Here is a 25,297-nt window from a genome sequence, read left to right as displayed (position 1 = left end):
AGTTCAAGGAGTTGTGTTTATGAAAAAAATAATAGTCTTGTTAGTAATGATGACTGTAGTGCTAGCTCTTGGCGCATGCGGAGACAATAAAGAAGAAGCAGAGAATAAAGTAAAAGAAACAGAAAAAGAAAGTGCCACCTTTTTAAAAACCATTTCTACAAGCGATTTTAAACAGAAAATGTCAAATAAAAATACAGGTTTTGTCTATGTTGGACGCCCAACGTGTGCCGACTGCCAAGCTTTTCAACCTATCCTAAAAAAAGAACTAGAAACACGACAATTAGAAGAGCCATTAGCTTATTATAATACCGATAAAGCATCCGAAAAAAGTCGTGAGGATATGACCGCACTTTTAAAGAAAATGGGTATTGAATCAGTACCAACACTAGTGTATTTAAAAGAAGGAAAAGTAGCATCCACCTATGAAGCAACAGATGAACCTGAAAAATTAACAGACTGGATGAATAAAGCAAGTGGAGAGGTCAAAGAGTAGTTTCCTCTCCAATTTGCATACTTTAAGTAAGTGCATATTTATGTTATTATACATATGGTAGCAATGAATGGATGATACCTAATTTAGGATCATACTACCCTACCGCTACTTACCCAAAATATGTTTTTTGCCTTGATTAAAGTAATTTAACAGGGACGAAAAGGAGCTAAGAAAATGAAAAAACCAGTAGATTTTTTTGCTATGAAAGAAAATGAAGAAAAAATAACGATGATTACCGCTTATGATTATCCTTCTGCAAAGAATGTGGAACAAGCAGATGCTGATATGATTTTAGTTGGGGATTCGCTTGGAATGGTAGTTTTAGGCTATGATTCTACAGTTCCAGTCACAGTGGAAGATATGATTCACCATACAAAAGCGGTGAAGCGTGGCGCACCTAACACATTTGTTGTAACAGATATGCCATTTATGACTTATCATGGCTCGGTGGATGAGACAATACAATATGCACGTCGAATCATTCAGGAAAGTGGGGCCCAGGCAGTTAAGCTTGAAGGCGCCAAAGAAGTTATTAACAAAATTGCTCGATTAACAGAAGCCGGCGCACCAGTAGTTGCTCATCTTGGCTTAACACCACAAAGCGTGGGACTTACAGGAAGTTACAAAGTTCGAGCTAAATCAGCAGAAGAAGCGCAAGAACTAATTGAAAATGCCTTAGCAGTTGAGGCAGCAGGAGCTATTGCTGTTGTTTTAGAAGCAATCCCTCGTCAGCTGGCCGAAAAAGTAACAAAGGCGCTTTCTATCCCAACTATTGGTATTGGTGCTGGTGTTGAAACAGACGGACAAGTTCTTGTTTATCACGATATGGTTGGTTACGGAATTAGTAGACGGGCAAAATTTGTGAAAGCATATGCAGATATTGATGAAACCATCGAATCCGCACTTTCAAATTATGTGAAAGAAGTAAAAGCGAGAACATTTCCTGAAGTAAAACATAGCTTTACGATGGCTGAAGAAGATTTAAAGGGCCTATACGGAAAGGAATAAGATAATGTTAATCATTCGAAGCAGAAAAGAACTACAAGAGGCAATTATTAACCAAAAAAAAGCCAATCAAACTATTGGTTTTGTACCGACAATGGGATTTTTACATGAAGGACATATGAGCCTTGTCAGCCATGCTAGAAAAGAAAATGATTTTGTAGTAATGAGTGTTTTTGTCAATCCAACCCAATTTGGACCTAACGAAGATTTTGATGCATATCCACGTGATGAAGTTCATGATAGTACACTTGCTGAACAAGGCGGTGTAGATATTTTATTTATTCCATCCGTAGAAGAAATATATCCAGATGAGCTTGCTACTAAGTTACATGTAGAAAAACGTGTATCTGTTCTAGACGGTGCGGACCGAGAAGGCCATTTTGATGGCGTTGTCACCGTGCTTACGAAATTATTTCACTTAGTAAGTCCTAATAATGCCTATTTTGGACAAAAAGATGCCCAACAAGTAGCCGTTGTTTCTGGTTTGGTAGAAGACTACTTTTTCCCAGTCAATCTTCGGATAATACCTACTGTTAGAGAAGCGGACGGACTAGCAAAAAGCTCGCGAAATGTGTATTTAAGTGAGCTTGAGCGTAAAGAAGCACCAGTTATTCATAAAGCACTCACACTTGGACGTAGCTTAATTGAATCTGGAGTTACGAATGAAACTAATATTATTCAGCAAATGACTGCAACAATAAATCAGCAAACAGCACATGAAAAAATAGCGTATTTAGCAATCTATTCCTATCCAGAATTTACACCTGTAACGGACTGGACTAAAGGCATTATTATTGCAGCTGCAGTGAAATATTCCAAAGCTCGTTTAATTGATAACGAATTAATAAATGTAAAGAGGCGGTAAAAATGATTAGAACAATGATGAATGGCAAAATTCACCGAGCAACAGTTACAGAAGCCAATCTAAATTATGTAGGCAGTATTACCATTGATTCAGCTATACTAGAAGCAGTGGATATGCGCCCAAATGAAAAAGTACAAATTGTTAATAATAATAATGGTGCAAGAATAGAAACCTATATTATTCCAGGAGAACCTGGTAGTGGGGTGATTTGCCTAAATGGTGCTGCTGCAAGGCATGTGCAAGTAGGTGATGTAGTAATTATTATCAGTTATGGTATGTTTACCGCAGAAGAAGTAAGTGCACATGAACCAAAAATTGTAGTATTAGATGAAAAGAACCAAATTGAAATGATTCTTCCAGAAGAAAAAGCGCATACGACTTTATAGTAATTCGGGAAGCTTGAGTGATTTTTTGCTCAAGCTGCTCGTTTGTTTACTACGCTAGTTTTTGAATAAAAGAAGTTTAGAAAGAGGTTGGCGGATGAAAGAGAAACGTTATATAGTAGTAGATCTAGAAACAACAGGGAACCAAGCTTCACGTGATGACAGGATTATTCAGTTCGCTGCTTGTTTTGTAGAATCTGGCAAACGACTCGAAACCTACGCTACTTTTTTAAATCCAGAAAAACCAATTCCTGCTTTTATTCAAGAATTAACGGGAATTTCTCCAAAAGATGTAAAAGATGCTCCTTTATTTGAAGACGTAGCACCTATTATTGCTAGTTTATTAGAAGATACAATATTTGTTGCACACAATGTTTCCTTTGATTGGACATTTTTGGAGAGAGAAATGAATCGTGCGGGAATCTCTCTTGGAAAAATGAAGAAATTAGATACAGTGGAATTAGCGAGAATTATGTATCCAGGAATTGATAGTTACAAATTGCAAGATTTATCGGATGAATTCGGTCTTGGCCATGATAAGCCGCACCAAGCCGACAGTGACGCTGAAGTAACAGCAGATTTACTACTATTATTACTTCAAAAATTAGAGGAATTGCCCCTTCCAGTGATCAGACAAATGACTACCGTTTCCGGAAGTCTAAAAAGCTATTTACCGGAACTTTTATTCGACATAGAAATGAAAAAAGAACGTGCTAACCAGCCTTTAGAGCCAAAATTTATAGAGCACCGAAGTTTAGTTATTCGTAAAAAATCAGTAGAACGGCCTAGTTATAACCGGTCGGATTTGCTTGATTTTCCTGAAACCGATGCAGATAAAGTTGCGCTTTTTCAAAAAGCTGGCGCACCATTGTATACAAGAACGGGACAATTTGAAATGATGAATCTTGTTTTCCAAGCGATGAAATCTGGTAAGCATGCTTTAATCGAAGCAGGGACTGGAATCGGTAAATCACTTGGTTATTTTTTGCCGGCGATTTATCAAGCAAAACAAGCGAAGTTACCGGTTGTTATTAGTACATATACGAATTTACTCCAAGCACAGTTATTTGAAAAAGATGTCTCGCTACTTACCAAATTAACTGGTTTTGAAGTAAGGGCGAGTTTACTTAAAGGCCGCGACCATTATTTGAATTTATTTAAGTTCGAACAATTACTAGAAGAAGTGGACACACAATATGATGTTGTTGTAACGAAATTAAAATTACTCGTTTGGCTTACAGAGACTACAACGGGAGATATTGATGAAGTAAATTTATCTAGTGGTGGGGAATTATTTTGGAATCGGATGAAACATACTGGTTGGTTTCTTTCTGAAAAACATGATCCATGGCTAGCGCATGATTTTTATAAATTTAATGTTGAACAAGCCAAAAATGCAGATTTAGTTATTGTGAATCACGCGCTTTTGTTGAATGATCATTTTTCAGGAAGAGAAACCCTACCAAAATATGCTTTTGCGGTAATTGATGAAGCCCACCATTTTGCCGATAGCGCTAGAACACAGGGTAGTTTCGTACTTTCATATCGCAAATTAAAATATTTCTTAAATCAGTTAGGATCTTTAGACAAATATTCGTTATTAACACGACTGTCAATGGCTTTTCCAGATGCAGATAGTTTGTATGATTTAGATATTGCAGCGATGAAACTTGGAGAAGCAGTAGAAGAATTTTTTAACCTCCTAAAAATGCAACTAAACTATGCTCGTAAAAATTTGCAAGAAGTGATACTTGTGGAAAATAGCGAAAAGGATACTTGGGATGACGCGGTGTATTATGCTGCAGAGAAAGTACTCCTTTTGCTTCAAGAATCTGAGAAAAATATGGAAACTTTACTTGCTCAAGGAAAAGCAGAAGAAGACGAACTAGGTGTAGCAGAAAGTGCTTTTTTAGAGGAAATGTATGCGTTCTTACTTGATTGGAAGAATATCGTCAATCAATTGGAACAAATGCTACATAAAAAATCCCCCATTTTAACGATTTACTTGCAAGCAGACAAAAAACATTCTGTATCAAGTATTCGTCTTAAAGCAGTTTTAATGGAAGTAGAGCCAACTCTTGGAAAAGAATTTTTCGCCAAGAAAGAAAGTGTCATTATGACTTCGGCTACATTAACAGTTAATGGTAAGTTTGACTTTTTACGGAAAAGTTTAGGTTTGGAAGAAGAACAAATTATAGAAAAACGAATTCCTTCTCCCTTTGACTATCAGAAAAATGCTCGAGTGATGATTCCTGATGATATGCCATCAATTAAAGATACACCAATCGAACGCTATACAACTGAGCTAGCAAAATATATTAGGCATATTGCCGTCAAAACAAATGGACGAATGCTAGTCCTATTTACAGCCTCTGAAATGCTGCAAAAAACGTATTATCACATGAAAAATGAGAAGTCGTTGGAAGAATATGTGTTGCTTGCACAGGGCGTTTCAGCAGGTAGTGCGGCAAGACTTACGAAACAATTTCAAATGTTTGATAAGGCCATTTTGTTAGGAACGACAAGTTTTTGGGAAGGGATTGATATTCCAGGAGAGGACTTATCATGTCTTATTATTGTTAGGTTACCGTTTGCGCCGATGGATGATCCTTATACAAAAGCGCAAATTGCTTTACGAAAAGAACGTGGTGAAAATGCTTTTCAAACCTACTCCTTACCAGAAGCTGTTCTTCGCTTTAAACAAGGCTTTGGACGTTTAATTCGACGGGAGTCTGACCGTGGTATTGTCTTTATTTTTGATAATCGAGTGGATACAACTAGATTTGGAAAAGCATTTTTAGATTCTATTCCTAATGCCCCCATTTTAAAAGGAAAGCAAGCTGTTTTACTAGAAGAAGTTAGTGAATTCTTTAAGGAAGGTTAAATTTTTCTTAATATGACTTCAAATATACGGCGGCTATTGCTATAATGTATCTATGCGAAAATGAAAATGCATACGCCGGGTAATTTACCGGTAATTTAGAAATAGAAATGAGCGAGATTATTTTGCGAAATAGAAAACCTAAGCGTAAGATCGGTAAATGGATAGCGATTATTCTCGGCATAATTATTGTGCTTATTGTGGCGGCTTTTCTGTATTTTCGATATGCAGAAAAACCAGTATCAGATGCAGAAAAGGAAGCTTTAGACCGAATAAGCGGTCAAGTGGACTTAAAATCAACGGATCAATTTTATTTATACAATGGTCCGCAAGAAGTGTATTACGTATTAACAGGTAAGAACAGCAAGAAGGAAAATATCATTGTTTGGGTTCCTAAGAAAAAATCAGGTAAAGTCTATGTGAAATTTGCCTCTGACGGTATCTCGGAACAACAAGCTCGTGATAAAGTCGAGAAAGAAAAAAATCCAACAAAAATATTACATGCTAATTTAGGCATGGAAAAAGGTACACCAATTTGGGAAGTGGCTTATTTAGATAAAAACGATAACCTAAATTATTTTGACATTGACTTTGAAACAGGTGAATGGTACCGAGAAATAGAGAATTTGTAAAAATAAGAGGAGGGAACTAAATGGAATTACCTTTATCTAGCCGTGTCAAAGGAGTGGCACCGTCGCCAACACTTGCGATTACGGCAAAAGCGAAACAAATGAAACAAGAAGGAATAGATGTTATCGGATTAGGTGCTGGGGAGCCAGATTTTAATACTCCGCAAAATATAATTGATGCAGCGGTGGAGTCTATGGAAAAAGGATTCACTAAATATACACCTTCAAGCGGGATTATTGATTTAAAGCAAGCTATTGTGGATAAATTAGCAAAAGACCAGTCATTAACCTATGAAACAAATCAAATTTTTGTAGGAACTGGTGCAAAACATGTATTATATTCCGCGTTTCAAACGATATTAGATCCAGGTGATGAAGTTATTATTCCTGTTCCTTATTGGGTTACTTATCCAGAGCAAGTCAAATTAGCTGGGGGAGTTCCTGTTTTTGTAGAAACAGGTTTTGATGCAGATTTTAAAATGTCTGCAAACGATTTTGAGCAAGCAATTACAGAAAAAACCAAAGCAGTTGTTTTAAACTCACCCAATAATCCGTCCGGTATGTGTTATAGTAAAAAAGAGTTAGCGGAAATTGGGGCTGTAGCAGAAAAGCATCAAATTTATATTGTGTCAGATGAAATTTACGAAAAGTTATATTATGGCAATAAGCAAGAGCTGGTTTCGATTGCAAGTTTAAGCGACCGCTTGTACGATTTAACAATTCTCATTAACGGTGTATCGAAAGCTTATTCAATGACAGGTTGGCGAATTGGCTACGCTGCTGCGAATAAAGAAATCATTGCTGGAATGAGTAAACTTGCGGATCATATGACGAGTAATCCTACTGCTAATGCACAATATGCAGCGCTAGAAGCTTATGTTGGTAGCCAAGAAATTCCTGAAAAAATGTATCAAGCTTTTGAAGCACGAATGGAACGCTTTTACCCAGAATTAAAAAGTATTCCAGGATTTAAACCAAAAAAACCCGATGGCGCTTTTTACTTCTTTATTGATGCAAAAGAAGCGGCCGATAAAAAAGGTTTTCAGGATGTAGATGCTTTTGTAGCAGCTCTTTTGGAAGAAGCGAAAGTCGCAGTCATTCCCGGCTCAGGATTTGGGATGCCCGATTATATACGCCTTTCTTATGCGACAAATCCAGACTTATTCCAAGAAGCTATAAATCGAATAAAAAGTTTTATGAATTAGGGAGTGTAGACAAGTGAAAATAACAATTAATCAAGCATCCGAATTTGTCGGAAAAGAAGTAACAATAGGTGCATGGCTAGCGAATAAACGCTCAAGTGGTAAAATTGCTTTCTTGCAATTACGTGATGGAACTGGTTTTATGCAAGGCGTTGTCGTAAAAGCAGAAGTGGGCGAAGAAGTTTTTGCTGATGCAAAAGCGTTAACCCAAGAAACAAGCCTTTTTGTTACAGGTACAATTAACGAAGATACACGCTCTCCGTTTGGTTATGAGATGGCTGTTTCTGGTGTGGAAGTAATTAGTGAATCTCATGACTATCCAATTACACCAAAAGAGCATGGAACAGAATTCTTAATGGACCATCGTCATTTATGGTTACGTTCTAATCGGCAACATGCGATTATGAAAATTCGAAATGAAATTATTCGTGCTACATACGAATTTTTCAATCAAGAAGGCTTTTTAAAAATTGATCCACCAATTTTGACTGGTAGTGCACCAGAAGGAACAACCGAACTTTTCCATACCAAATATTTTGATGAAGATGCTTTTCTTTCTCAAAGTGGTCAATTATATATGGAAGCTGCTGCGATGGCATTTGGTAAAGTATTCTCCTTTGGTCCAACATTCCGCGCTGAAAAATCAAAAACACGTCGTCATTTAATTGAATTCTGGATGATTGAACCAGAGATGGCATTTTATAAATTGGAAGATAGTTTAAAAGTGCAAGAAAACTATGTGGCCTTTTTAGTGAAAGCAGTACTTGATAATTGTCGCTTGGAACTTGATCGCCTTGGACGCGATATAACGCATTTAGAAAAAATGGTTGCACCGTTTCCGCGGATTACTTACACGGAAGCAATTGATTTATTACACAAATTAGGCTTTGATGATATTGTTTGGGGTGATGATTTTGGCGCTCCACATGAAACAGCCATTGCGGATAGTTTTGAAAAACCAGTTTTTATTACTCACTATCCAAAAGCAATTAAACCATTTTATATGCCAGAAGATCCAGAAAACGATCAAGTGGTACTATGTGCTGATATGATTGCGCCAGAAGGTTACGGTGAAATCATTGGTGGTTCTGAACGTATTCATGACTTAGAAACACTGCAAGCACGGATGAAAGACTTTGATTTAGACCAAGAAGCTTATAGCTGGTATATTGATTTAGCTCGCTATGGTTCAGTTCCACATTCAGGCTTTGGACTTGGACTTGAACGGACAGTTGCATGGATTTCAGGAACGGAACATGTTCGTGAAACTATTCCATTCCCACGTTTACTAAATCGTTTATATCCATAATAAAATAATTTCATTTAAGATAGAGGCATAATAAATATGTCTCTATTTTTTATGCTACTATATAAATAAGTAAATAGGTTTATCATCAATTATAGTGAGTAGTTAAAATATATGTAATAACGGAGGATGAAAAAGATGGATAAGAAAAGTAAGCGTACTTCAGAAGTTGCAGCTATTTTAAAGGAATTTGATGAAAAAACAAAGCTGGGTGATATTAGGAAGCTTGCAAAAGTATACAAAAAAGATCATGAGCTGGCTATGGAACTTTGGTCAACAAAAGAATATTTTCCAAGACTATTAGCGATTTTAATTATGGATAAAAAAGCGCTTGATCAAGCTTTTTTAAATCAATTGGATAAAGATATGCAGATTCATTCTTATAATGAACGAAATAATTTAATGGATTGGTTAATGGCCAATCAGCTGATGAAAGATAAAAAGACTATTGCACTAATGGAGAGCTGGGAAAACAGTCCTTCTTCTTTGCAAAGACGCACTTACTGGTATTATCAAGCACGTCTTAGATGGACGGGACAAACACCACCTGATAATACGGAAGACTTGTTGTCTGTGATAGAAACATCCATAATGCAAGAGGAACCAGAAGTAAAGTGGGCAATGAATTTTACGGCTGCTTGGATAGGCGTTTATGACGAGAAATATCGGGCACGTTGTATTAACATTGGAGAAAAAACAGGACTTTACAAAGATGAGGTAGTTGCAAAAGGATGTACACCTGACTATTTACCAGAGTTCATCGCAATAGAAGTGAAAAAACGACAAACGAAATAAAAAGCGTTACTGGAGAAAATTAGGAGAGTAGTCTGCTAATTTTTTTCTAGTGATAAATGCATTTTCTATTGGATTTCATTATTTTATCACTACTTTTATATTTTTCACCTGAAAACCATGTTATAATTTTGTAGTGAGGTGTTTAAAATGAATCCAAAAATGCTTGAAAACTGGATGAATGAAGGGCAAGTAACTTTGCCACAAGTGTTAGTGAAAAATTATACTGTAGTTGGCTTAAATGAACTAGAAATGATGTTATTACTTCAAATTCAATCCTTTGCTGCGAATGCTGAATTTTTCCCTTCTATGGAGATGTTAACAGTGCGAACAACATTACGATTAGAAGAAACAATTAAAATAATGGATTCGCTTTTAAAAAAAGGGATGATTGCTATTGAACAAAGCCAAGATGCTTCTCAAATGATTTCCGAACGTTATAGTTTAGCGCCACTTTGGGGGAAACTCGCAGCTTTATATGAAAATATCGAAGCAGAAGGTAGACAAGAAAAGCAAATCGAAAAACAAACCAATTTATATAGCCTTTTTGAAGCTGAATTTGGACGACCACTTTCACCGATGGAAGCAGAAATGTTGTCTGCTTGGTTAGACCAAGATAAAACCAGTCCTGAGCTAATAAAAGAAGCATTAAAAGAAGCGGTTATTTCACAAAAATTAAATTTCCGCTATATTGATAGGATTTTACTTAATTGGACGAAACAAGGCGTAAAAACCGTAGAAGATGCCAAACGAGTTGCCGAAGAGTTTCATCAAAACGGAAAAACTACGCAAACAATAAAGAAAGAAGAAGTGAAAAAAAGCGCCGGTTCGATTCCATTATATGACTGGCTTGAAAAAAGAAAAGGGTGAAGTAACTAAATTGCTAACTAATAAACAAACAGTATTATGCATAGAAGAAATGGCCCAAATGTTTCCAGCTGCTCACTGTGAGTTAGTTCATAAAAATACATTTGAATTGCTAGTAGCAGTGGTTTTATCAGCACAATGTACGGATGTGCTAGTAAACCGTGTAACAGCTTCTCTTTTTGAAAAATACCATAAACCAGAAGATTATTTAGCTGTTTCTTTGGAAGAATTAATGGATGATATTCGCTCCATTGGTTTATATCGAAATAAAGCAAAAAATATTCAAGGCTTATCACAAAAACTACTAACTGAATTTAACGGGGAAGTGCCGCGGACACATAAAGAACTAGAAAGCTTACCAGGCGTAGGTAGAAAAACTGCTAATGTCGTATTATCAGTAGGTTTTGGTGTACCTGCAATTGCTGTTGATACACATGTAGAACGAATTAGTAAACGGCTTGGTATATGTAGATGGAAAGATTCTGTTGTAGAAGTAGAAGAAACATTAAAACGAAAATTACCAAAAGAACTATGGTCCGATGCGCATCACTATATGATTTTCTTTGGTAGATATCATTGTAAAGCAAGAAAGCCGGAATGCCCAACATGTCCGCTTCTTTATTTATGCCGTGAAGGAAAAAAACAAGCGAAAGAGAGGGGATTTGATGGCTGAATTTAAATATGCAGTGGAGTTAACTCATCCCGATTTCCCTGCGCCAGATGTTGTGGCAGAAGAGTTTGATCCTGAATCAATTTATGTAAGTAGTTTACCTTTTTGGCAGGAACAGCAATTTTATACTAAAGGGGCTGGCGTTCTTCCTTGGAAAAATCAAACAGATAAAGCATGTCGCAAACTTGCTAAACATATGACCAACCTAGCAGAAAGTATGGAAGCAGAGTTAAAAGTTCATAAAAAACCAGCGCCAACAGTTGTTCGAGATGCACTTGGTATATTTTTATCTATTTTATTTTGGAGTAATCATCGGCCAGTTCAGCTAGATAATTTAATGGAACAGATAACAACACTTGAAATGAAGCCTCTTAATTTGGATGAACGACTGGAATATGTATTAAAACGTGGAAATACTTATTTAGGCTTTCGTCAGTTAAATGAATTAGTATTAGAACAACGCAAATTAATTGCTAAAAAGTAAGCAAAAAAGAGTGAAAGATTTTTAAAAATCTTTCACTCTTTTAATTTTACTATTCAGCTGCTGGAATATTGACAGTTGTTGAAGCCGCGGGACTTCGGTTACCATCTTTTATGGCGACGACACTAATGGATATAGTATCGCCTGGATTACCACCACTAACTGAGACAGACGTGGAGGAAACGTTGGTTGTTGTTCCATTTACAGTTACAGCATAAGTAGCTCCGTCCACTGCCCCCCAAGAAGCATTAATTTGCTTCGAATTGGCATCGTAACTTGCCCTTAAGCCGGCTGGGGCAGCAACTTGTTTATTTTTAGCTTCTTCCTCTGCTTTTTTCTTTGCTTCTTCTTCTTTCTTTTTCTCTTCTGCTTCTTTTTTCTCTTCATCTGTTTGCTTTTTCTTCGCTTCTTCTTCTGCTTTTTTCTTCGCGGCTGCTTCTTTTTTCTTTTTCTCATCTTCTGGTGTAGAAGCAGTTCTTGTTGGTGCAGTGCCGGCGATGAATAATTCATAGCTTACTTTGTCGCTTGATGTACCAGATGCAGCACGAGCAATTGGGTTGCTACCTTTTAGAATTGGAATAGAAACAAGATTATTTGGCATTTTGAAGTCTTCGGTTGTTTTTCCTTTTGAAGCATGTGCCATTAATTTACTAAACATATATTGGGCAATTTTTTGTTCACTTGCCGAAACATATTTTTTCTTATCATCGTAGCCAGTCCAAACTGCGATAGAATAATTTGTTGTATAACCTGCGAACCACGAATCACGAGCCGCACCACCAGGGTAGTAGTATTGTGATGTGAATTCAGGAGGTATATTTGTTGTACCTGTTTTACCAGCTGCAGGGATACCTGGGACTGCTGCTGATGTACCTGTACCGATGGATAAAACATCTTTAAGAACATCTGAAATCATATAAGCAGTGGATTCTTTCATTGCTACTGTGCTTTTTGGTTCCGTGTCAATTTCCGTTTGTCCATCAGATAAGACGATTTTGGTCACTGTATGAGGTTTATTGTAAATTCCTTTATTTCCGAATGCAGCATATGCACCAGCCATTTGCATTGGATTGGAACTATTTGCACCGATAGAATTAGACTCTACATTTTGTCCCTCATCATAAGTAATACCAAGTTTATTAACGAATTGCTCAGATTTTTCTAATCCAACTGCTTGAAGTGTTTTCAATGCTGGAATATTTCTTGATTGATAAAGCGCTTGACGAACAGAAATCGGACCTTTATAAGCGAAATCCCAGTTATTAATAGGCGTTCCACCAGTATACGTATAAGGTTCATCTTCCAAAATATGCGCGGTGGACCAGTCTAAATATTCAAAGGCTGGACCGTAATCGGCAATTGGTTTCATAGTGGACCCAACAGAACGTTTTACTTGCGTTGCGTAATTGTAGCCACGTGTAACGGTTTGGTTACGTCCTCCACCGATTGCTTGAACACGGCCGGTTTTTGTATCTTGTAAGACAATCCCAGCTTGCATTTCATCATCAGTGAAGTTAACAATTTCATTTGTATTTAGCATTTTTTCGGTATACTCTTGAGCGTCACGATCAAGGGCTGTATAAATAGTTAAACCATCTCGATAAACATCATAATCTTTTGGAATCTCACTTAAAACTTGTGTGACATAAGAATCATATTTATAAATTTTATCTTCACGGTCTTCTTTCGAACGGAGTCCAGTATTTATAGGTGTATTCTGTGCAGCTGTCATTTCGTCTTTTGTGATTTTATCATGTGTATACATATTTGTTAGCACTTGATCACGACGTTTTTTAGAAGCTTCAGGGTGGTCATAAGGATTATAATTATTTGGACTTTGTGGCATACCAGCAATTAGAGCTGTTTGTGCCAAGGTTATATCATTTAAGCTCTTACCATAAAAATGTTTAGAAGCTGTTTGCATTCCGTGGACACGATCAGACATATAAACCTTATTGACATAAATTTCTAATATGTCATCTTTGCTATATTTTTGTTCCAATTGAAGTGCAAGCCATGCTTCTTGGGCTTTTCTTGCTAATGTTTTATTGGTGTAGTCTAAATAAGACATTTTGATAATCTGCTGCGAAAGTGTACTTGCACCTTCCGAACCAAATCCGTCTTTGAAATTGGCAATTACAGCCCCACCAAGACGAATAGGGTCAATCCCATCATGTTCATAGAAACGTGCATCTTCTGTAGTTAGAATTGCATCTTTCAAGGTGTCTGGTATATCTTTGTATTCAATATATTCCCGCCGTTCGGTTCCAACTTCTGCGAAAACCTTCCCATCTTTATCAAGTAACTTAGATGAAAGTGGATCTCGTAGCTTGGAGTCGGTCAGTTTAGGTGCATCTTTCGCGTAATCGTAAAAGACCGTTGCACCAGCCGCAACACCAAAAAATGCTAAAAATAATCCTGCAAAGAAAATCGTTTTGAAAATGTTAGCGACAACACGTTTTCCTCGTTTTGGCGGATTCTTTTTAGAATTGCCATTTTGTTTGTTGCGATACTGAGATCTTGTCTGCGGTTTATCTGCCATTAAAAATCTCTCTCCTTTAAAAAGGTTGACTAGAAGTATATTTTTTCGACTGTTTTCAAAAAGTCAAGCCTTGGATTTAGACCATAAGGAATTTGGTCTGATACATCTTGTATTTCTGCTAAAGTAACGGATTTTCTTCCGCCATTCTGCATTCGTTCCCAAAAAGGGTAAAACTTTTCAAATGGAATGAAATGAGTTTCTCCTAATTTTTGGAAGGCGATAATGACAAAAACTATCCCATTTTGTTTTAAGACATTTGTCATATGTGTCATTTGGTGATCATGAAAATTACTTAGTGGAAAGGAAGTGGTATTTTGGGTTTCTTTTGCTTCGAAATCAATATACTTTCCTTTATAAACACCGTTGTAATCTGTGGTAGATGGTGTTTTAAAGTAGGCTTCCTTAATTTTTGCACTACTTCTTTTTGGATAATCTACACTGACAATTTGAACAGGGGTAGGTTTTTTATGGATGACGGCCATATTTTGCGCTAAATAGTAAGCGATTGTATCATTTAAGTCATCTTCTAAAGACATACCACGTTTGCCATAAGTAACCTCTGTTTTCCGTTTTTTTTTCGGAATGGATTCTTTATGACTCACTGCATATTTCTTGCCATTAGGATAGCCAATAGCCATTTTTTTCTCACCTCTATCAGAAAATTTCTATTCTGAATTTTAGACTAACATCTATTATAACAAATAAAAATGAAAATGATAGTCTAAGTTAAATGAAGAATACCTCTTTTTAGCAAGAATTTAACTTGAAAATAGAACGTACCTTCGTCTATTTTACCACATTTTCGTCAATAATCTAATTTTAGGCAAGATTTTCCCTCTTATGCTATCCTGAAAGTAGATGAAATTGTGAAAGAAAGAGTGATAGTATGGAACTTTTAGAACGCACGGAAAAATTACTTCTTCAAAATGAAAAAAATTGGGAACTGTATTTAAGGAATCGTGAAGAAGCACAACCGTTTGATTTTTATAAAGATATGAAACCGTTTGTAGATGAAGCGAAGAGGCTAGCAGATGAATTTTTAGAGTTAGCTATTCCATGGGTAAATAAAGAGCGACCACCTTATTTGGGAGAGCTCCAACTAAAACAAGCATCTGATAATATCCAAATGACAGCAGTTAGCGCTTTTAATGGAAAGTCATTTTATAAGCACTTCCTAGATCACTATGAATCCACTAAGTATACATTAACAAGAGTTAGAGATTTCTTAAAAAGAAAAGAGGAATTGATGTGAAATCCATCGCAGTAACTGGATATAAAAATTTTGAGTTAGGAATTTTTAAAAAAGATGCGGATGAAGCCACTTATATAAAGGAAACAATAAAACGTCAGCTTATTCCACTTATAGAAGATGGATTAGAATGGGTTATCATTTCTGGGCAGCTTGGAATTGAACTGTGGGCAGGGGAAGTAGTTATAGAACTTAAAGCGGATGAATACGCATTGAAACTGGCTGTTTTAGAGCCGTTCGAAGCGCAAAGTTCTAATTGGAATGAGGCTAATCAATTATGGGCGAATGAGATACTTGCGGCTGCTGATTATCATGCGCACATTACCAAACGACCGTATGAAAATCCAGCTCAGTTCGCAGCTAAAGATAGTTTTATTATTGATAATACAGATGGAGCTTTACTAGTTTATGATATAGAAAAAGAAGGGTCGCCAAAATTCTTTTATGAACGTGCGAAACTTGCGAAGGAACAATCGGATTATTATTTAGAATGTATTGACTTTTATGCCCTGCAAGATGTAGTGGATGATATGAATCAAGCGTTTTAAAATAGGTCGCTACAGTGATTTTAGAAAAAATATCCGTATAGATTGACAAATGGTGTGAGATTTGGAAAAATAAGGGTAAGTATATAACTAGAACAAAAATATGTAAGAATAGAGATAGAGGTGGAGTTACATGACTTCGGAACAATTTGAGTATTTCTTAACTGGTAAAGAAATTTTGGAAAAAGAATTTAAAACAGGGCTTCGTGGATATAATCCGGAAGATGTCGATGAATTTTTAGACATGGTTATCAAAGATTATAGTACTTTTACACAAGAAATTGAAGCACTTCAAGCTGAAAATATTCGTTTAGTACAAGAATTAGACAATGCACCTGTAAAAACAGCAGCACAGCCAGCACCAGCATTTCGTGCAGCAACACAACCAGCTGGAACGACCAACTTTGATATTTTAAAACGACTTTCTAATTTAGAAAAGCATGTTTTTGGAAATAAGCTGGACGATAACGAATAGGTGTGCTAGTATTAGTAAGTTAACAAAACATGAATAACGTTCGGATAATCGCTGTTTTCTTAGGAGAGCAGAGGAAAGTCCATGCTCGCACGGTGCTGTGATGCCCGTAGTGATCGTGCCTGGTCAAACAATAAGCCAGGGCATTCCGGATTTCCGGTTTGACGGCAGGTGAATGACCTAAGTCTTTTAGATATGGTCTTATAACCTTGAAGGTGCCACAGTGACGAAGTTCCGGCAGAAATGCTCGGAAGTGGAACGAGGTAAACCCCACGAGCGAGAAACTCAAACTTATGGTAGGGGCACTTTTCCCGAGGAATCAAGAACAAGGGACGAGGTGCGAATGTATTTTCGCGCAGATAGATGGTTATCTCTTTACTATTACCCTGTATATAGTAAAGAACAGAACATGGCTTACAGAGCGTTATTTGCAGGATGAATTTAACATTGAAGGCTGTTTTAGAAGGCCGGAGCGCAAGTTTTAAGGTGGTGTTCGACCTGGTTGAATGCCTATTTAAAACAATCGCTTCCACCTTTTAAAACAGCTTTTTTTCATTAGAAATTTAAATAAAGGATGGGACACTATGAAAACATTTCAGTTGGTGGCAACAGCAGCTTCCGGTTTAGAAGCGATTGTTGGAAAAGAAGTAGCACGTTTGGGCTACGAACCAAAAGTAGAAAATGGTAAAGTTTATTTTGAAGGAGATTTATCGGCTATTGCCAGAGCAAATTTATGGTTACGTGTAGCTGACCGTGTGAAAATTGTTGTAGGTGTTTTTAAAGCGACAACATTTGATGAATTATTTGAAAAAACAAAAGCATTGCCATGGGAATCCTATTTACCATTAGATGCGCAGTTTCCTGTTGCTGGTAAGTCTGTTAAATCCACGCTTTATAGTGTACCTGACTGTCAAGCAATTGTGAAAAAAGCAATAGTGAATCGTGTTAGTGAAAAATATCGCCGCTCTGGTCGATTAATGGAAACAGGGGCACTTTTTAAGTTGGAAGTTTCTATTTTAAAAGATGAAGTTACATTAACAATTGATACAAGTGGTCCGGGATTACATAAACGTGGTTATCGATTAGCACAAGGTAGCGCGCCTATTAAAGAAACGATGGCAGCGGCGCTTGTATTACTTACGAGCTGGCATCCAGATAGACCTTTTTATGATCCGGTTTGTGGTTCTGGAACGATTCCGATTGAAGCGGCTTTAATTGGTCAAAATATTGCTCCTGGTTTTAATCGTGAATTTGTATCGGAAACTTGGGATTGGATGCCAAAACAAGTGTGGGCTGATGCTAGGCTAGAAGCGGAAAATTTAGCGAATTATGAGCAACCTTTAAATATTATCGGTGGAGACATTGATGCACGCTTAATTGAAATTGCTAAACAAAATGCGGTAGAAGCTGGTCTTGGTGATTTGATTACCTTTAGACAGCTACAAGTTGCAGATTTCCAAACAGAAGATGAATATGGTGTGGTTGTTGCGAATCCGCCATACGGGGAGCGACTAGAGGATGAGGAAGCAGTTCGCCAGCTTTATCGTGAAATGGGCATTGTTTATAAAAGAATGCCTACTTGGTCGGTATATGTCCTTACTTCTTATGAATTATTTGAAGAAGTTTATGGCAAAAAAGCAACTAAAAAACGGAAATTATATAATGGCTATTTACGAACAGATTTGTATCAATACTGGGGTCCAAGAAAACCTCGTGTAAAAAAAGAAGACTGAATGGGGGAGTTAGATTTGGTAGAAACATTAGAAGCAGAATTTTTAGCGTATATTAAAAAAATGGAAGCACTTGAAGAAGCATTAGCATTAGTTTATTGGGATCTTCGTACTGGAGCGCCAGCCAAAGGAATGGAAGGGCGTTCGGATGTCATTGGCGTTCTTTCTGAAGAGATTTTCAATATGCAAACCTCAGAAGAAATGGCTGCTTTTATTGCTGAACTGAATTTAAATAAAGAAAATCTTTCAGAAATAACTCGTAAAACATTGGAAGAAAGTCAAAAAAACTATGACTTAAATAAAAAAATCCCAAGTAAGGAATATGCGGAATATACAAAACTAGTAGCACAGGCAGAGACAGCTTGGACAACCGCACGCGAACAAAATGATTTCGCAGCTTTTGAACCATTTTTGACGAAAATTTTGGAAATGAAGCGAAAATTTGTGGAATATTGGGGCTATGATGAAAATAAATATGATACGCTGCTTGATCAATATGAGCCGGGTGTAACGGTTGCTGTGCTTGATTCTGTATTTGAAAAAGTGCGTGATGGTATCATGGCGATTCGGGAAAAAATTGCGACTAAGGGAATAAATCCAGATGCATCCATTTTAAATACAAAAATTTCTAAAGCAAAACAAAAAGAATTTAGCATTCGAATTTTAAATAAAATGGGATTTGATTTTGAAGCAGGTCGCTTAGATGAAACTGTACATCCATTTGCGACCGGATTAAATACTGGTGATGTGCGAATTACCACGCGTTATAATGAAAATGATTTTAAAATGGCTGTTTTTGGTACCATTCATGAAGGCGGACATGCCATTTATGAACAAAATTTTGCTGCTAAACTTGTCGGAACACCACTTGCGAATGGTGCTTCTATGGGAATTCATGAATCACAATCGTTATTTTATGAAATTATTATTGGTTCTAGTTTGGCATTTTGGAAAAGTAATTATGCGGATTTTCAAGCTATTACAAAACCAGCTTTTGATGCGGTGAAGTTAGAAGATTTTTACCGAGCTGTAAATATTTCGGAAAGCTCCTTAATTCGGATTGAAGCAGACACACTAACTTATCCTCTTCATATTATGATCCGTTATGAACTTGAAAAAGCTTTAATTAATGGTGATTTAGAAGTGAAAGATTTACCGAAAGCATGGGGAGATAAATATGAAGAGTATTTGGGTATTCGTCCAGATTCCGATACAAATGGCGTTTTACAAGATATTCACTGGGCTGGCGGTGATTTTGGTTACTTCCCGTCGTACGCTCTTGGGCTAATGTATGCGGCGCAGTTCTATCACCAAATGCAACAAGAAATTCCGAATATGGATGCAATTATTGCAAGTGACGACTACACTCCATTAAAAACGTGGCTAACCAAACAGGTACATCAATTTGGTAAAACAAAAAAACCATTGGAAATAATAACCGACACAACCGGAGAAGGGCTGAATCCAAACTACTTACTAGATCTACTAGAAAAAAGGTATGCGTATGTATATCAATTTACTGAATAAAAATTAGCTTGACCTCCCTACTTGAGAAAGCTATAATAAACAACATAACTCAATAATGAAATACTTGTATAATAGTTGCGATTGGGCGACGAGTTTCTACCTGGTTACCGTAAATAACCGGACTATGAGTAGTTTGTATAACGAAGTCACTAGGCATTTTGGTGGCTTCTATACTGCTTCTCTAAAAATAGAGGAGCAGTTTTTTTATTTTGAAAGGAGAATAGCATTGAAACTACTGGAAGAATTTATTAAAGAAAAAGGGACTGTTTTACCAGGGAATGTCTTAAAAGTAGATGCTTTTTTGAATCATCAAATTGACCCTAATCTCATGCAAGAAATGGGAAATGAATTTGCAAAAAGATTCAAAGGTTTAGGCATTACCAAAATAATAACAATTGAATCATCTGGTATTGCTCCAGCTGTTTTTGCGGGGTTAGCGCTTTCTATTCCAGTGGTGTTTGCTCGAAAGAAAAAATCGGTTACACTTACAGATAATCTTTATACGAGTACGGTTTATTCTTACACCAAAAAAGAATCGAATGATATTTCTGTCTCCAAACAGTTTTTAACAGAGACGGATACGATTTTAATTATTGATGATTTTCTTGCAAATGGACAGGCTGCGCTCGGCTTACTAGAAATTGCTGAACTTGCTGGCGCCAAAGTAGCTGGAATTGGCATTGTAATTGAAAAATCATTTCAACAAGGGCGAGCTTTATTAAATCAAACGGGGCTTCCTATTTATTCACTTGCTAGAATTGCTTCACTTGAAAACGAAGAGATCTTATTTTTAGAGGAGGAGTAAAAGTTAATGTTAGGTAAAGGGAAATTGGCAGCTTTAGGATTTCAACATGTCCTTGCGATGTATGCTGGGGCAGTTATCGTTCCACTTTTAATTGGTGGGGCGCTTGGATTTAATGGGGAAGAAATGACTTATTTAGTTTCGATTGATATTTTTATGTGCGGGATTGCAACACTCTTACAATTAACGGTTAATCGCTTCTTTGGTATTGGTTTACCTGTTGTATTAGGATGTGCAGTTCAAGCAATTGCGCCAATTATTTTAATTGGACAAGATATGGGGATTGGAGCAATTTACGGATCAATCATTGTTTCTGGACTTTTTGTATTATTAATAGCACCATTTTTCTCTAAAGTTGTACGTTTTTTTCCACCTGTTGTAACTGGTTCTGTTGTGACAGTAATTGGTTTAACCCTCATTCCAGTAGCAATCAATAATCTTGCTGGTGGTGAAGGGGCAAAAGATTTTGGTTCCATGTATAATCTTGGTCTTGGATTTGGAACATTATTATTAATTATTTTAGTTTACCGCTTTGGACAAGGTTTTTCTAAAGCAATTGCTGTTTTAATTGGATTAGTTGGCGGCTCTGTTTTTGCGGCACTTTATAAAGGGATTTCACTTGGTCCTGTTAGTGAAGCAAGTTGGTTCCATTTGCCAAAACCATTTTATTTTGGGACACCGACTTTTGAGTGGCCGGCAATTATTACAATGATTTTAATTGCGCTAGTTAGCATGGTTGAATCAACAGGTGTTTACTTTGCACTATCAGATATAACTGAGCGAAAACTAACCAAAAAAGATTTAACACGGGGCTATCGTGCGGAAGGATTAGCGATTATGCTTGGAGGTATATTTAATACATTTCCATATACGGCTTATTCGCAAAATGTCGGTTTAGTACAGCTTTCTGGAATAAAGACACGCAAAGTTATTTATACGACGGCAGGTTTCCTAATCATTCTAGGTTTAATTCCTAAAATTGGTGCCATAACGACAATTATTCCGACGCCAGTACTTGGTGGAGCGATGGTAGCTATGTTTGGAATGGTTGTAGCTCAAGGAATTAAAATGCTTGGCAAAGTGAATTTTACATCGCAAGAAAATTTATTGATTATTGCTTGTTCAGTCGGAGTGGGATTAGGAGTAACTGTTGTGCCTGATTTATTTAATGCTTTTCCTGCTTTTGTTCGTTTATTTACTAGTAATGGAATTGTTGCTGGAAGTATTACTGCGATTACGCTTAATATTATTTTTAATATGATTCCGCATCGTAAAACAAAAGAAGCAACAAATCCAGAACCACAACATGCCGAATAAGAATATAAAACAGTTTTTATTGGGCTATTTTTTTCTTTATGATTATAAATAATTATTGATTTAAAAACGGAATTGGTCTATATCAATTTCGTTTTTTTGCTGTTTTTCTAGTTTTATTTTCAGTATGCTGGGTATTTTCAAATAGCTCTAAAATCAATTGTTTGGGGCTAAATATAAGGGGGGAAAGTAGATGAATAGAAAGCAAAAATGGTTTGGTGGTTTATCTTTACTTTTAGTTGGAGCGGGAATAGGGATGTTTGGTGGCACTGCCCAAGCAGCAACAGACGACGCTTCTGTTATGCCAGATATTTCTAACAAACAGGTACTAGTTGGTTACTGGCATAGTTGGAAATCGGCTGGGGGGGACGGCTATCAACAAGGAACTTCGGCAGATATTGCGCTCCAAGATACACCTGCAGCATACAATGTAGTAGATGTTTCGTTTATGAAAGGAGATGGAGTAAACCGTATTCCAACGTTTAAACCAGTGGGAATTAGTGATAGTGATTTCAGAGCCCAAGTAGGCACATTAAACAAAGAAGGACGTGCTGTATTACTAGCACTTGGTGGCGCAGATGGTCATGTCGAACTAAGCGCAGGAGATGAAGTGGCTTTTGCAAATGAAATTATCCGTCAAGTGGAGACTTATGGATTCGATGGTTTAGACATTGATTTAGAACAAAGCGCCATTACAGCAGGTGATAATAAAACCGTTATCCCAGCAGCACTTAAAATGGTGAAAGATCATTATAAAGCAGAGGGGGAAAATTTCTTAATTACAATGGCGCCAGAATTTCCTTACTTAAAACCTGGTAGTGCCTATGAAAGCTATTTAACTTCGCTTGCTAATTATTATGACTATATTGCGCCACAATTATATAATCAAGGTGGTGACGGTGTCTGGGTTGATGAAACCAACCAATGGATTGCTCAAAACAATGATGCCCTTAAAGAATCTTTCTTATATTATATGGCGGATTCCTTTATTAATGGCACGCGTGGATATTTAAAAATTCCTGCAAATAAATTTGTTTTTGGATTGCCAGCAAATATAGATGCAGCGGCAACTGGCTATGTGAAAGACCCGCAAATCGTACAAAATGTATTTAGTCGATTACAAGCTAACGGAACTCCGGTAAAAGGAATTATGACATGGTCGGTTAATTGGGACGCTGGTAAAAATAAAGTAGGAGAAGCCTATAATAATGGTTTTTCAAATGCTTATGGTCCACTTATAGGAACTAAATAAAAGCTTTCATCGCTTAAAATCAACCCTTTACGGTAGATTTTAAGCGGTTTTTAGTTAGTTTATCTTTTGAAAAACAGAAGACTTGCTTTCATTTTAAAACAGGCGTATGATATAAATCGGAATCATTATTATTTATAAAAGGAGGATTATATGGCTAAAAAATCAAAAGTCGCTAAATATGAACGTCAAAAAGCACTTGTTGAAAAATACGCAGAGCTACGCCGGATGTTAAAAGCAGAAGGACGTTTGGACGAACTACGTAAACTACCAAAAGACTCATCACCAACAAGATTGCATAACCGTTGTGACTTAACAGGTCGCCCACATGGTTATATGCGGAAATTTGGCATGTCAAGGATTCGTTTTCGTGAATTAGCACATCAAGGACAATTACCCGGCGTGAAAAAAGCAAGCTGGTAAAAAACACCTCTTTTTTCTGCGAGCCAAAAGAAATTATGCTACAATAGATGGCAGTAGAAAGAAATTGGGGGATTATATATGACAGAAAATCAAGAAAAATTACTTGTTGTTGATGGAATGGCACTACTTTTTAGAGCATTTTATGCAACTGCTGTTTCTAAGCAATTTATGTTTAATCAACATGGAATTCCAACCAATGGTGTTCAAGGATTTATGCGTCATATGTTTGCTGCAATCCGCCAAAGTAATCCAACACATACACTAATATGCTGGGATATGGGTTCACAAACTTTTCGAAATGAACTTTATGATGGTTATAAAGCTGGTAGAACCGCACCACCAGAAGAAATGATCCCACAATTTGATTTAGCAAAAGAAGTTGCCACAGGATTTGGCTTTGTGAATTTAGGCGTACCAGGTTATGAAGCAGATGATTGTATTGGTACAATTACCGTTCAAGCAGCGAGTTCTATTTCAACTACAGTATTAAGTGGTGATAAAGATTTGCTACAATTAATTGCTCCTACAAATGACGTTTGGATTATGCAAAAAGGTTATGGTAATTATAAACGTTATAATGAAGCTATCTTTATTGAAGAGATGGGTATTACCCCGCGTCAGTTTATTGATGTAAAAGCATTAATGGGGGATACTTCGGATGGGTATCCAGGTGTTCGAGGCATTGGGGAAAAAACAGCCATTAAATTGATTCAAGAATATGAGTCCATTGAAGGAGTATTATCCAATCTTGATAAATTAAAACCAGCGCAACAAACAAAAATTCAAGAAGATTTGGCTATGCTAGAACTAAGTCAAAAATTAGCTAGAATTCATACCGAAGTGCCACTCGAAATTAATTTAGATAGTTTGAAGTATCAAGGCTTTAAAGAGGATGCTTTTGCTGTTATTGAAAAATATGGCTTAAAAACACTCACACGTGATGTGGAATAAAAAATAGAAGCAAACTGGTTTATTTTGTGCCAGATTGCTTCTGTTTTTTTATCGCTTGACGTGCGAGCTGGTCGGCTTGTTTGTTTTGACTTACATGACGCCAGTTTATAAAAAATAATTCTAATGAATCACTCATGCGTAAAATTTCTTCTAGATGAGGCTTAAATAAAGGATTTTTCGCATGACGTTTTTGGATAGCTTCAACAGCAACCTTAGAGTCCGAATATAATCGAACCAATGTTGCTTGTTTTTTTATGGCAGCTTCTAATCCAAATTTTATCGCAATAAATTCTGCCTCATGGTTTGTCATCACAGCTAGGGGGATGGCTAGTTGTTCGTAAATACCATCTGCTTTTAATACAATCCCTACACCACTTAATCCAGGATTTCCCGCACTTGCTCCGTCAACAAAGACCTCCATACGCCAATTCCTCCATATCCTTTGATGTTGCTTTATTATAGAAGGAAATGGGAGTTTTTGCAATAAAAAAACCGGTAAATGAATCTACCGGTTTTACGTCCGTGTCTACTAAGTAACTGATTTAGGCTTTTTCTACATTTGCAGCTTGTGCACCACGATTACCTTCTACTACTTCAAAAGTTACCGCTTGGCCTTCTTCTAAAGATTTGTAACCATCACCTTGGATTGCTGTGAAGTGAACAAAAATGTCTTCGCCGCTGTCTGATTCGATAAAACCGTAACCTTTTTCATTGTTAAACCATTTTACTTTCCCATTCTGCATTGAAATAAATCCTCCTAAGTATGGCTCATAGTCGCTTCAAATAATTCCGTTTAAAACGCTTTCATTTTAAATGAAAAAATTTTCGCAAATACGTCCCTTTTCAGTTCATAGCGTCATCGCATATGATATTAACACTATAAATCAAAATACCTATAAACGTCAAGCTGATTTTCGAT

Annotated in this window: 26 protein-coding genes, 1 other RNA gene and 1 riboswitch; of the genes, 23 read left to right on the top strand and 4 right to left on the bottom strand. The window is 36.7% G+C overall.

The annotated features are described in order from the left end of the window. Positions 1-19: 19 nt before the first annotated feature. The 12 genes from HCJ45_RS08325 to HCJ45_RS08270 all read left to right on the top strand — a co-directional run bounded on the left by HCJ45_RS08325 (position 20) and on the right by HCJ45_RS08270 (position 11,577). Positions 20-493 carry a thioredoxin family protein gene (locus tag HCJ45_RS08325; protein ID WP_185345239.1) on the top strand — a complete coding sequence of 158 codons (474 nt, stop codon included), beginning with the start codon at positions 20-22 and terminating at the stop codon, positions 491-493. 174 nt (positions 494-667) lie between these two features. Further along, positions 668-1,501 (top strand): 3-methyl-2-oxobutanoate hydroxymethyltransferase, encoded by an 834-nt coding sequence (gene panB / locus HCJ45_RS08320; RefSeq protein ID WP_185345237.1) that lies wholly within the window; start codon positions 668-670, stop codon positions 1,499-1,501. Between the two features lie 4 nt (positions 1,502-1,505). After that, complete coding sequence (gene panC, locus HCJ45_RS08315; RefSeq protein WP_187124494.1) at positions 1,506-2,363, top strand: pantoate--beta-alanine ligase; 858 nt, start codon at positions 1,506-1,508, stop codon at positions 2,361-2,363. Between the two features lie 2 nt (positions 2,364-2,365). Next, entirely contained in the window at positions 2,366-2,749 is a 384-nt protein-coding gene (gene panD, locus HCJ45_RS08310; protein ID WP_185397876.1) for an aspartate 1-decarboxylase, read from the top strand. 94 nt (positions 2,750-2,843) lie between these two features. After that, a complete protein-coding gene (gene dinG, locus HCJ45_RS08305) occupies positions 2,844-5,630 on the top strand; it encodes an ATP-dependent DNA helicase DinG (RefSeq protein ID WP_187124493.1) in 2,787 nt (928 codons plus the stop codon). Positions 5,631-5,737: 107 nt separating this feature from the next. Continuing rightward, on the top strand, positions 5,738-6,259 hold the full coding sequence (locus HCJ45_RS08300) for a cell wall elongation regulator TseB-like domain-containing protein (protein ID WP_185345229.1): 522 nt from the start codon (positions 5,738-5,740) through the stop codon (positions 6,257-6,259). 20 nt (positions 6,260-6,279) lie between these two features. Beyond that, complete coding sequence (locus tag HCJ45_RS08295; protein ID WP_187124492.1) at positions 6,280-7,461, top strand: pyridoxal phosphate-dependent aminotransferase; 1,182 nt, start codon at positions 6,280-6,282, stop codon at positions 7,459-7,461. A gap of 13 nt (positions 7,462-7,474) precedes the next feature. After that, entirely contained in the window at positions 7,475-8,767 is a 1,293-nt protein-coding gene (gene asnS / locus HCJ45_RS08290; protein WP_185380793.1) for an asparagine--tRNA ligase, read from the top strand. A gap of 135 nt (positions 8,768-8,902) precedes the next feature. Then, complete coding sequence (locus HCJ45_RS08285) at positions 8,903-9,559, top strand: DNA alkylation repair protein (protein ID WP_246456534.1); 657 nt, start codon at positions 8,903-8,905, stop codon at positions 9,557-9,559. A gap of 147 nt (positions 9,560-9,706) precedes the next feature. Beyond that, positions 9,707-10,426: a DnaD domain-containing protein gene (locus HCJ45_RS08280; RefSeq protein ID WP_187124490.1), complete on the top strand. Its 720-nt coding sequence runs from the start codon at positions 9,707-9,709 to the stop codon at positions 10,424-10,426. Positions 10,427-10,436: 10 nt separating this feature from the next. Further along, entirely contained in the window at positions 10,437-11,096 is a 660-nt protein-coding gene (gene nth, locus HCJ45_RS08275) for an endonuclease III (protein WP_187124546.1), read from the top strand. Further along, a complete protein-coding gene (locus HCJ45_RS08270) occupies positions 11,089-11,577 on the top strand; it encodes a YpoC family protein (RefSeq protein WP_187124489.1) in 489 nt (162 codons plus the stop codon). The genes nth and HCJ45_RS08270 overlap by 8 nt, the downstream gene beginning before the upstream one ends. Positions 11,578-11,626: 49 nt before the next feature. Here HCJ45_RS08270 and HCJ45_RS08265 read toward each other — a convergent pair whose 3' ends face one another. Together HCJ45_RS08265 and recU are read right to left on the bottom strand one after the other, a co-directional pair. Continuing rightward, complete coding sequence (locus HCJ45_RS08265) at positions 11,627-14,116, bottom strand: penicillin-binding protein 1A (RefSeq protein WP_187124488.1); 2,490 nt, start codon at positions 14,114-14,116, stop codon at positions 11,627-11,629. A 29-nt stretch (positions 14,117-14,145) separates the two neighbouring features. Then, positions 14,146-14,754, bottom strand: coding sequence for a Holliday junction resolvase RecU (gene recU, locus HCJ45_RS08260; protein WP_187124487.1), 609 nt, complete (start codon positions 14,752-14,754; stop codon positions 14,146-14,148). A 248-nt stretch (positions 14,755-15,002) separates the two neighbouring features. Between recU and HCJ45_RS08255 the strand changes: the two genes are divergently transcribed. From HCJ45_RS08255 to HCJ45_RS08205, 11 genes are all read left to right on the top strand, one after another. Then, entirely contained in the window at positions 15,003-15,368 is a 366-nt protein-coding gene (locus tag HCJ45_RS08255; protein WP_185345213.1) for a YppE family protein, read from the top strand. After that, positions 15,365-15,913: an SLOG family protein gene (locus HCJ45_RS08250; RefSeq protein WP_187124486.1), complete on the top strand. Its 549-nt coding sequence runs from the start codon at positions 15,365-15,367 to the stop codon at positions 15,911-15,913. The genes HCJ45_RS08255 and HCJ45_RS08250 overlap by 4 nt, the downstream gene beginning before the upstream one ends. 130 nt (positions 15,914-16,043) lie before the next feature. Beyond that, entirely contained in the window at positions 16,044-16,385 is a 342-nt protein-coding gene (gpsB, locus tag HCJ45_RS08245) for a cell division regulator GpsB (RefSeq protein ID WP_185345209.1), read from the top strand. Between the two features lie 36 nt (positions 16,386-16,421). Further along, an RNA gene (gene rnpB, locus HCJ45_RS08240) (RNase P RNA component class B) lies at positions 16,422-16,804 on the top strand. A 162-nt stretch (positions 16,805-16,966) separates the two neighbouring features. Beyond that, positions 16,967-18,115: a THUMP domain-containing class I SAM-dependent RNA methyltransferase gene (locus tag HCJ45_RS08235; protein WP_185345207.1), complete on the top strand. Its 1,149-nt coding sequence runs from the start codon at positions 16,967-16,969 to the stop codon at positions 18,113-18,115. 15 nt (positions 18,116-18,130) lie between these two features. Then, the gene (locus HCJ45_RS08230; protein WP_187124485.1) at positions 18,131-19,639 is read left to right on the top strand and encodes a carboxypeptidase M32; all 1,509 of its coding nucleotides are present in this window, start codon (positions 18,131-18,133) and stop codon (positions 19,637-19,639) included. Positions 19,640-19,683: 44 nt separating this feature from the next. Beyond that, positions 19,684-19,784, top strand: a riboswitch (purine riboswitch). 81 nt (positions 19,785-19,865) lie between these two features. Next, positions 19,866-20,444 carry a xanthine phosphoribosyltransferase gene (locus HCJ45_RS08225; RefSeq protein WP_187124484.1) on the top strand — a complete coding sequence of 193 codons (579 nt, stop codon included), beginning with the start codon at positions 19,866-19,868 and terminating at the stop codon, positions 20,442-20,444. A 6-nt stretch (positions 20,445-20,450) separates the two neighbouring features. Further along, positions 20,451-21,758 carry a nucleobase:cation symporter-2 family protein gene (locus HCJ45_RS08220; RefSeq protein ID WP_187124483.1) on the top strand — a complete coding sequence of 436 codons (1,308 nt, stop codon included), beginning with the start codon at positions 20,451-20,453 and terminating at the stop codon, positions 21,756-21,758. A gap of 190 nt (positions 21,759-21,948) precedes the next feature. After that, complete coding sequence (locus tag HCJ45_RS08215; RefSeq protein WP_187124482.1) at positions 21,949-23,007, top strand: chitinase; 1,059 nt, start codon at positions 21,949-21,951, stop codon at positions 23,005-23,007. A gap of 150 nt (positions 23,008-23,157) precedes the next feature. After that, entirely contained in the window at positions 23,158-23,427 is a 270-nt protein-coding gene (gene rpsN / locus HCJ45_RS08210; RefSeq protein ID WP_187124481.1) for a 30S ribosomal protein S14, read from the top strand. Between the two features lie 78 nt (positions 23,428-23,505). Continuing rightward, complete coding sequence (locus tag HCJ45_RS08205; RefSeq protein WP_187124480.1) at positions 23,506-24,378, top strand: 5'-3' exonuclease; 873 nt, start codon at positions 23,506-23,508, stop codon at positions 24,376-24,378. A 19-nt stretch (positions 24,379-24,397) separates the two neighbouring features. Here HCJ45_RS08205 and HCJ45_RS08200 read toward each other — a convergent pair whose 3' ends face one another. Both HCJ45_RS08200 and cspD read right to left on the bottom strand, forming a co-directional pair. Beyond that, positions 24,398-24,799: a ribonuclease HI family protein gene (locus HCJ45_RS08200; protein ID WP_185345193.1), complete on the bottom strand. Its 402-nt coding sequence runs from the start codon at positions 24,797-24,799 to the stop codon at positions 24,398-24,400. 121 nt (positions 24,800-24,920) lie between these two features. Beyond that, positions 24,921-25,121, bottom strand: coding sequence for a cold-shock protein CspD (gene cspD / locus HCJ45_RS08195; protein WP_185345192.1), 201 nt, complete (start codon positions 25,119-25,121; stop codon positions 24,921-24,923). Positions 25,122-25,297 lie beyond the last annotated feature (176 nt).

The organism is Listeria immobilis, assembly GCF_014322845.1.
GTDB classification, from domain to species: Bacteria; Bacillota; Bacilli; order Lactobacillales; family Listeriaceae; genus Listeria; species Listeria immobilis.
Note: the sequence above shows the minus strand (reverse complement) of the source record. Positions and strands in the feature narration are given on the sequence as shown.

Excerpts from the sequence above, each read along its gene's own strand:
- HCJ45_RS08325 (WP_185345239.1), top strand. The coding sequence starts at position 20 with ATGAAAAAAATAATAGTCTTGTTAGTAATGATGACTGTAGTGCTAGCT.
- panB (WP_185345237.1), top strand. The coding sequence starts at position 668 with ATGAAAAAACCAGTAGATTTTTTTGCTATGAAAGAAAATGAAGAAAAA.
- panC (WP_187124494.1), top strand. The coding sequence starts at position 1,506 with ATGTTAATCATTCGAAGCAGAAAAGAACTACAAGAGGCAATTATTAAC.
- panD (WP_185397876.1), top strand. The coding sequence starts at position 2,366 with ATGATTAGAACAATGATGAATGGCAAAATTCACCGAGCAACAGTTACA.
- dinG (WP_187124493.1), top strand. The coding sequence starts at position 2,844 with ATGAAAGAGAAACGTTATATAGTAGTAGATCTAGAAACAACAGGGAAC.
- HCJ45_RS08300 (WP_185345229.1), top strand. The coding sequence starts at position 5,738 with ATGAGCGAGATTATTTTGCGAAATAGAAAACCTAAGCGTAAGATCGGT.
- HCJ45_RS08295 (WP_187124492.1), top strand. The coding sequence starts at position 6,280 with ATGGAATTACCTTTATCTAGCCGTGTCAAAGGAGTGGCACCGTCGCCA.
- HCJ45_RS08285 (WP_246456534.1), top strand. The coding sequence starts at position 8,903 with ATGGATAAGAAAAGTAAGCGTACTTCAGAAGTTGCAGCTATTTTAAAG.
- HCJ45_RS08280 (WP_187124490.1), top strand. The coding sequence starts at position 9,707 with ATGAATCCAAAAATGCTTGAAAACTGGATGAATGAAGGGCAAGTAACT.
- HCJ45_RS08270 (WP_187124489.1), top strand. The coding sequence starts at position 11,089 with ATGGCTGAATTTAAATATGCAGTGGAGTTAACTCATCCCGATTTCCCT.
- HCJ45_RS08265 (WP_187124488.1), bottom strand. The coding sequence starts at position 14,116 with ATGGCAGATAAACCGCAGACAAGATCTCAGTATCGCAACAAACAAAAT.
- recU (WP_187124487.1), bottom strand. The coding sequence starts at position 14,754 with ATGGCTATTGGCTATCCTAATGGCAAGAAATATGCAGTGAGTCATAAA.
- HCJ45_RS08255 (WP_185345213.1), top strand. The coding sequence starts at position 15,003 with ATGGAACTTTTAGAACGCACGGAAAAATTACTTCTTCAAAATGAAAAA.
- gpsB (WP_185345209.1), top strand. The coding sequence starts at position 16,044 with ATGACTTCGGAACAATTTGAGTATTTCTTAACTGGTAAAGAAATTTTG.
- HCJ45_RS08235 (WP_185345207.1), top strand. The coding sequence starts at position 16,967 with ATGAAAACATTTCAGTTGGTGGCAACAGCAGCTTCCGGTTTAGAAGCG.
- HCJ45_RS08220 (WP_187124483.1), top strand. The coding sequence starts at position 20,451 with ATGTTAGGTAAAGGGAAATTGGCAGCTTTAGGATTTCAACATGTCCTT.
- HCJ45_RS08215 (WP_187124482.1), top strand. The coding sequence starts at position 21,949 with ATGAATAGAAAGCAAAAATGGTTTGGTGGTTTATCTTTACTTTTAGTT.
- rpsN (WP_187124481.1), top strand. The coding sequence starts at position 23,158 with ATGGCTAAAAAATCAAAAGTCGCTAAATATGAACGTCAAAAAGCACTT.
- HCJ45_RS08205 (WP_187124480.1), top strand. The coding sequence starts at position 23,506 with ATGACAGAAAATCAAGAAAAATTACTTGTTGTTGATGGAATGGCACTA.
- HCJ45_RS08200 (WP_185345193.1), bottom strand. The coding sequence starts at position 24,799 with ATGGAGGTCTTTGTTGACGGAGCAAGTGCGGGAAATCCTGGATTAAGT.
- cspD (WP_185345192.1), bottom strand. The coding sequence starts at position 25,121 with ATGCAGAATGGGAAAGTAAAATGGTTTAACAATGAAAAAGGTTACGGT.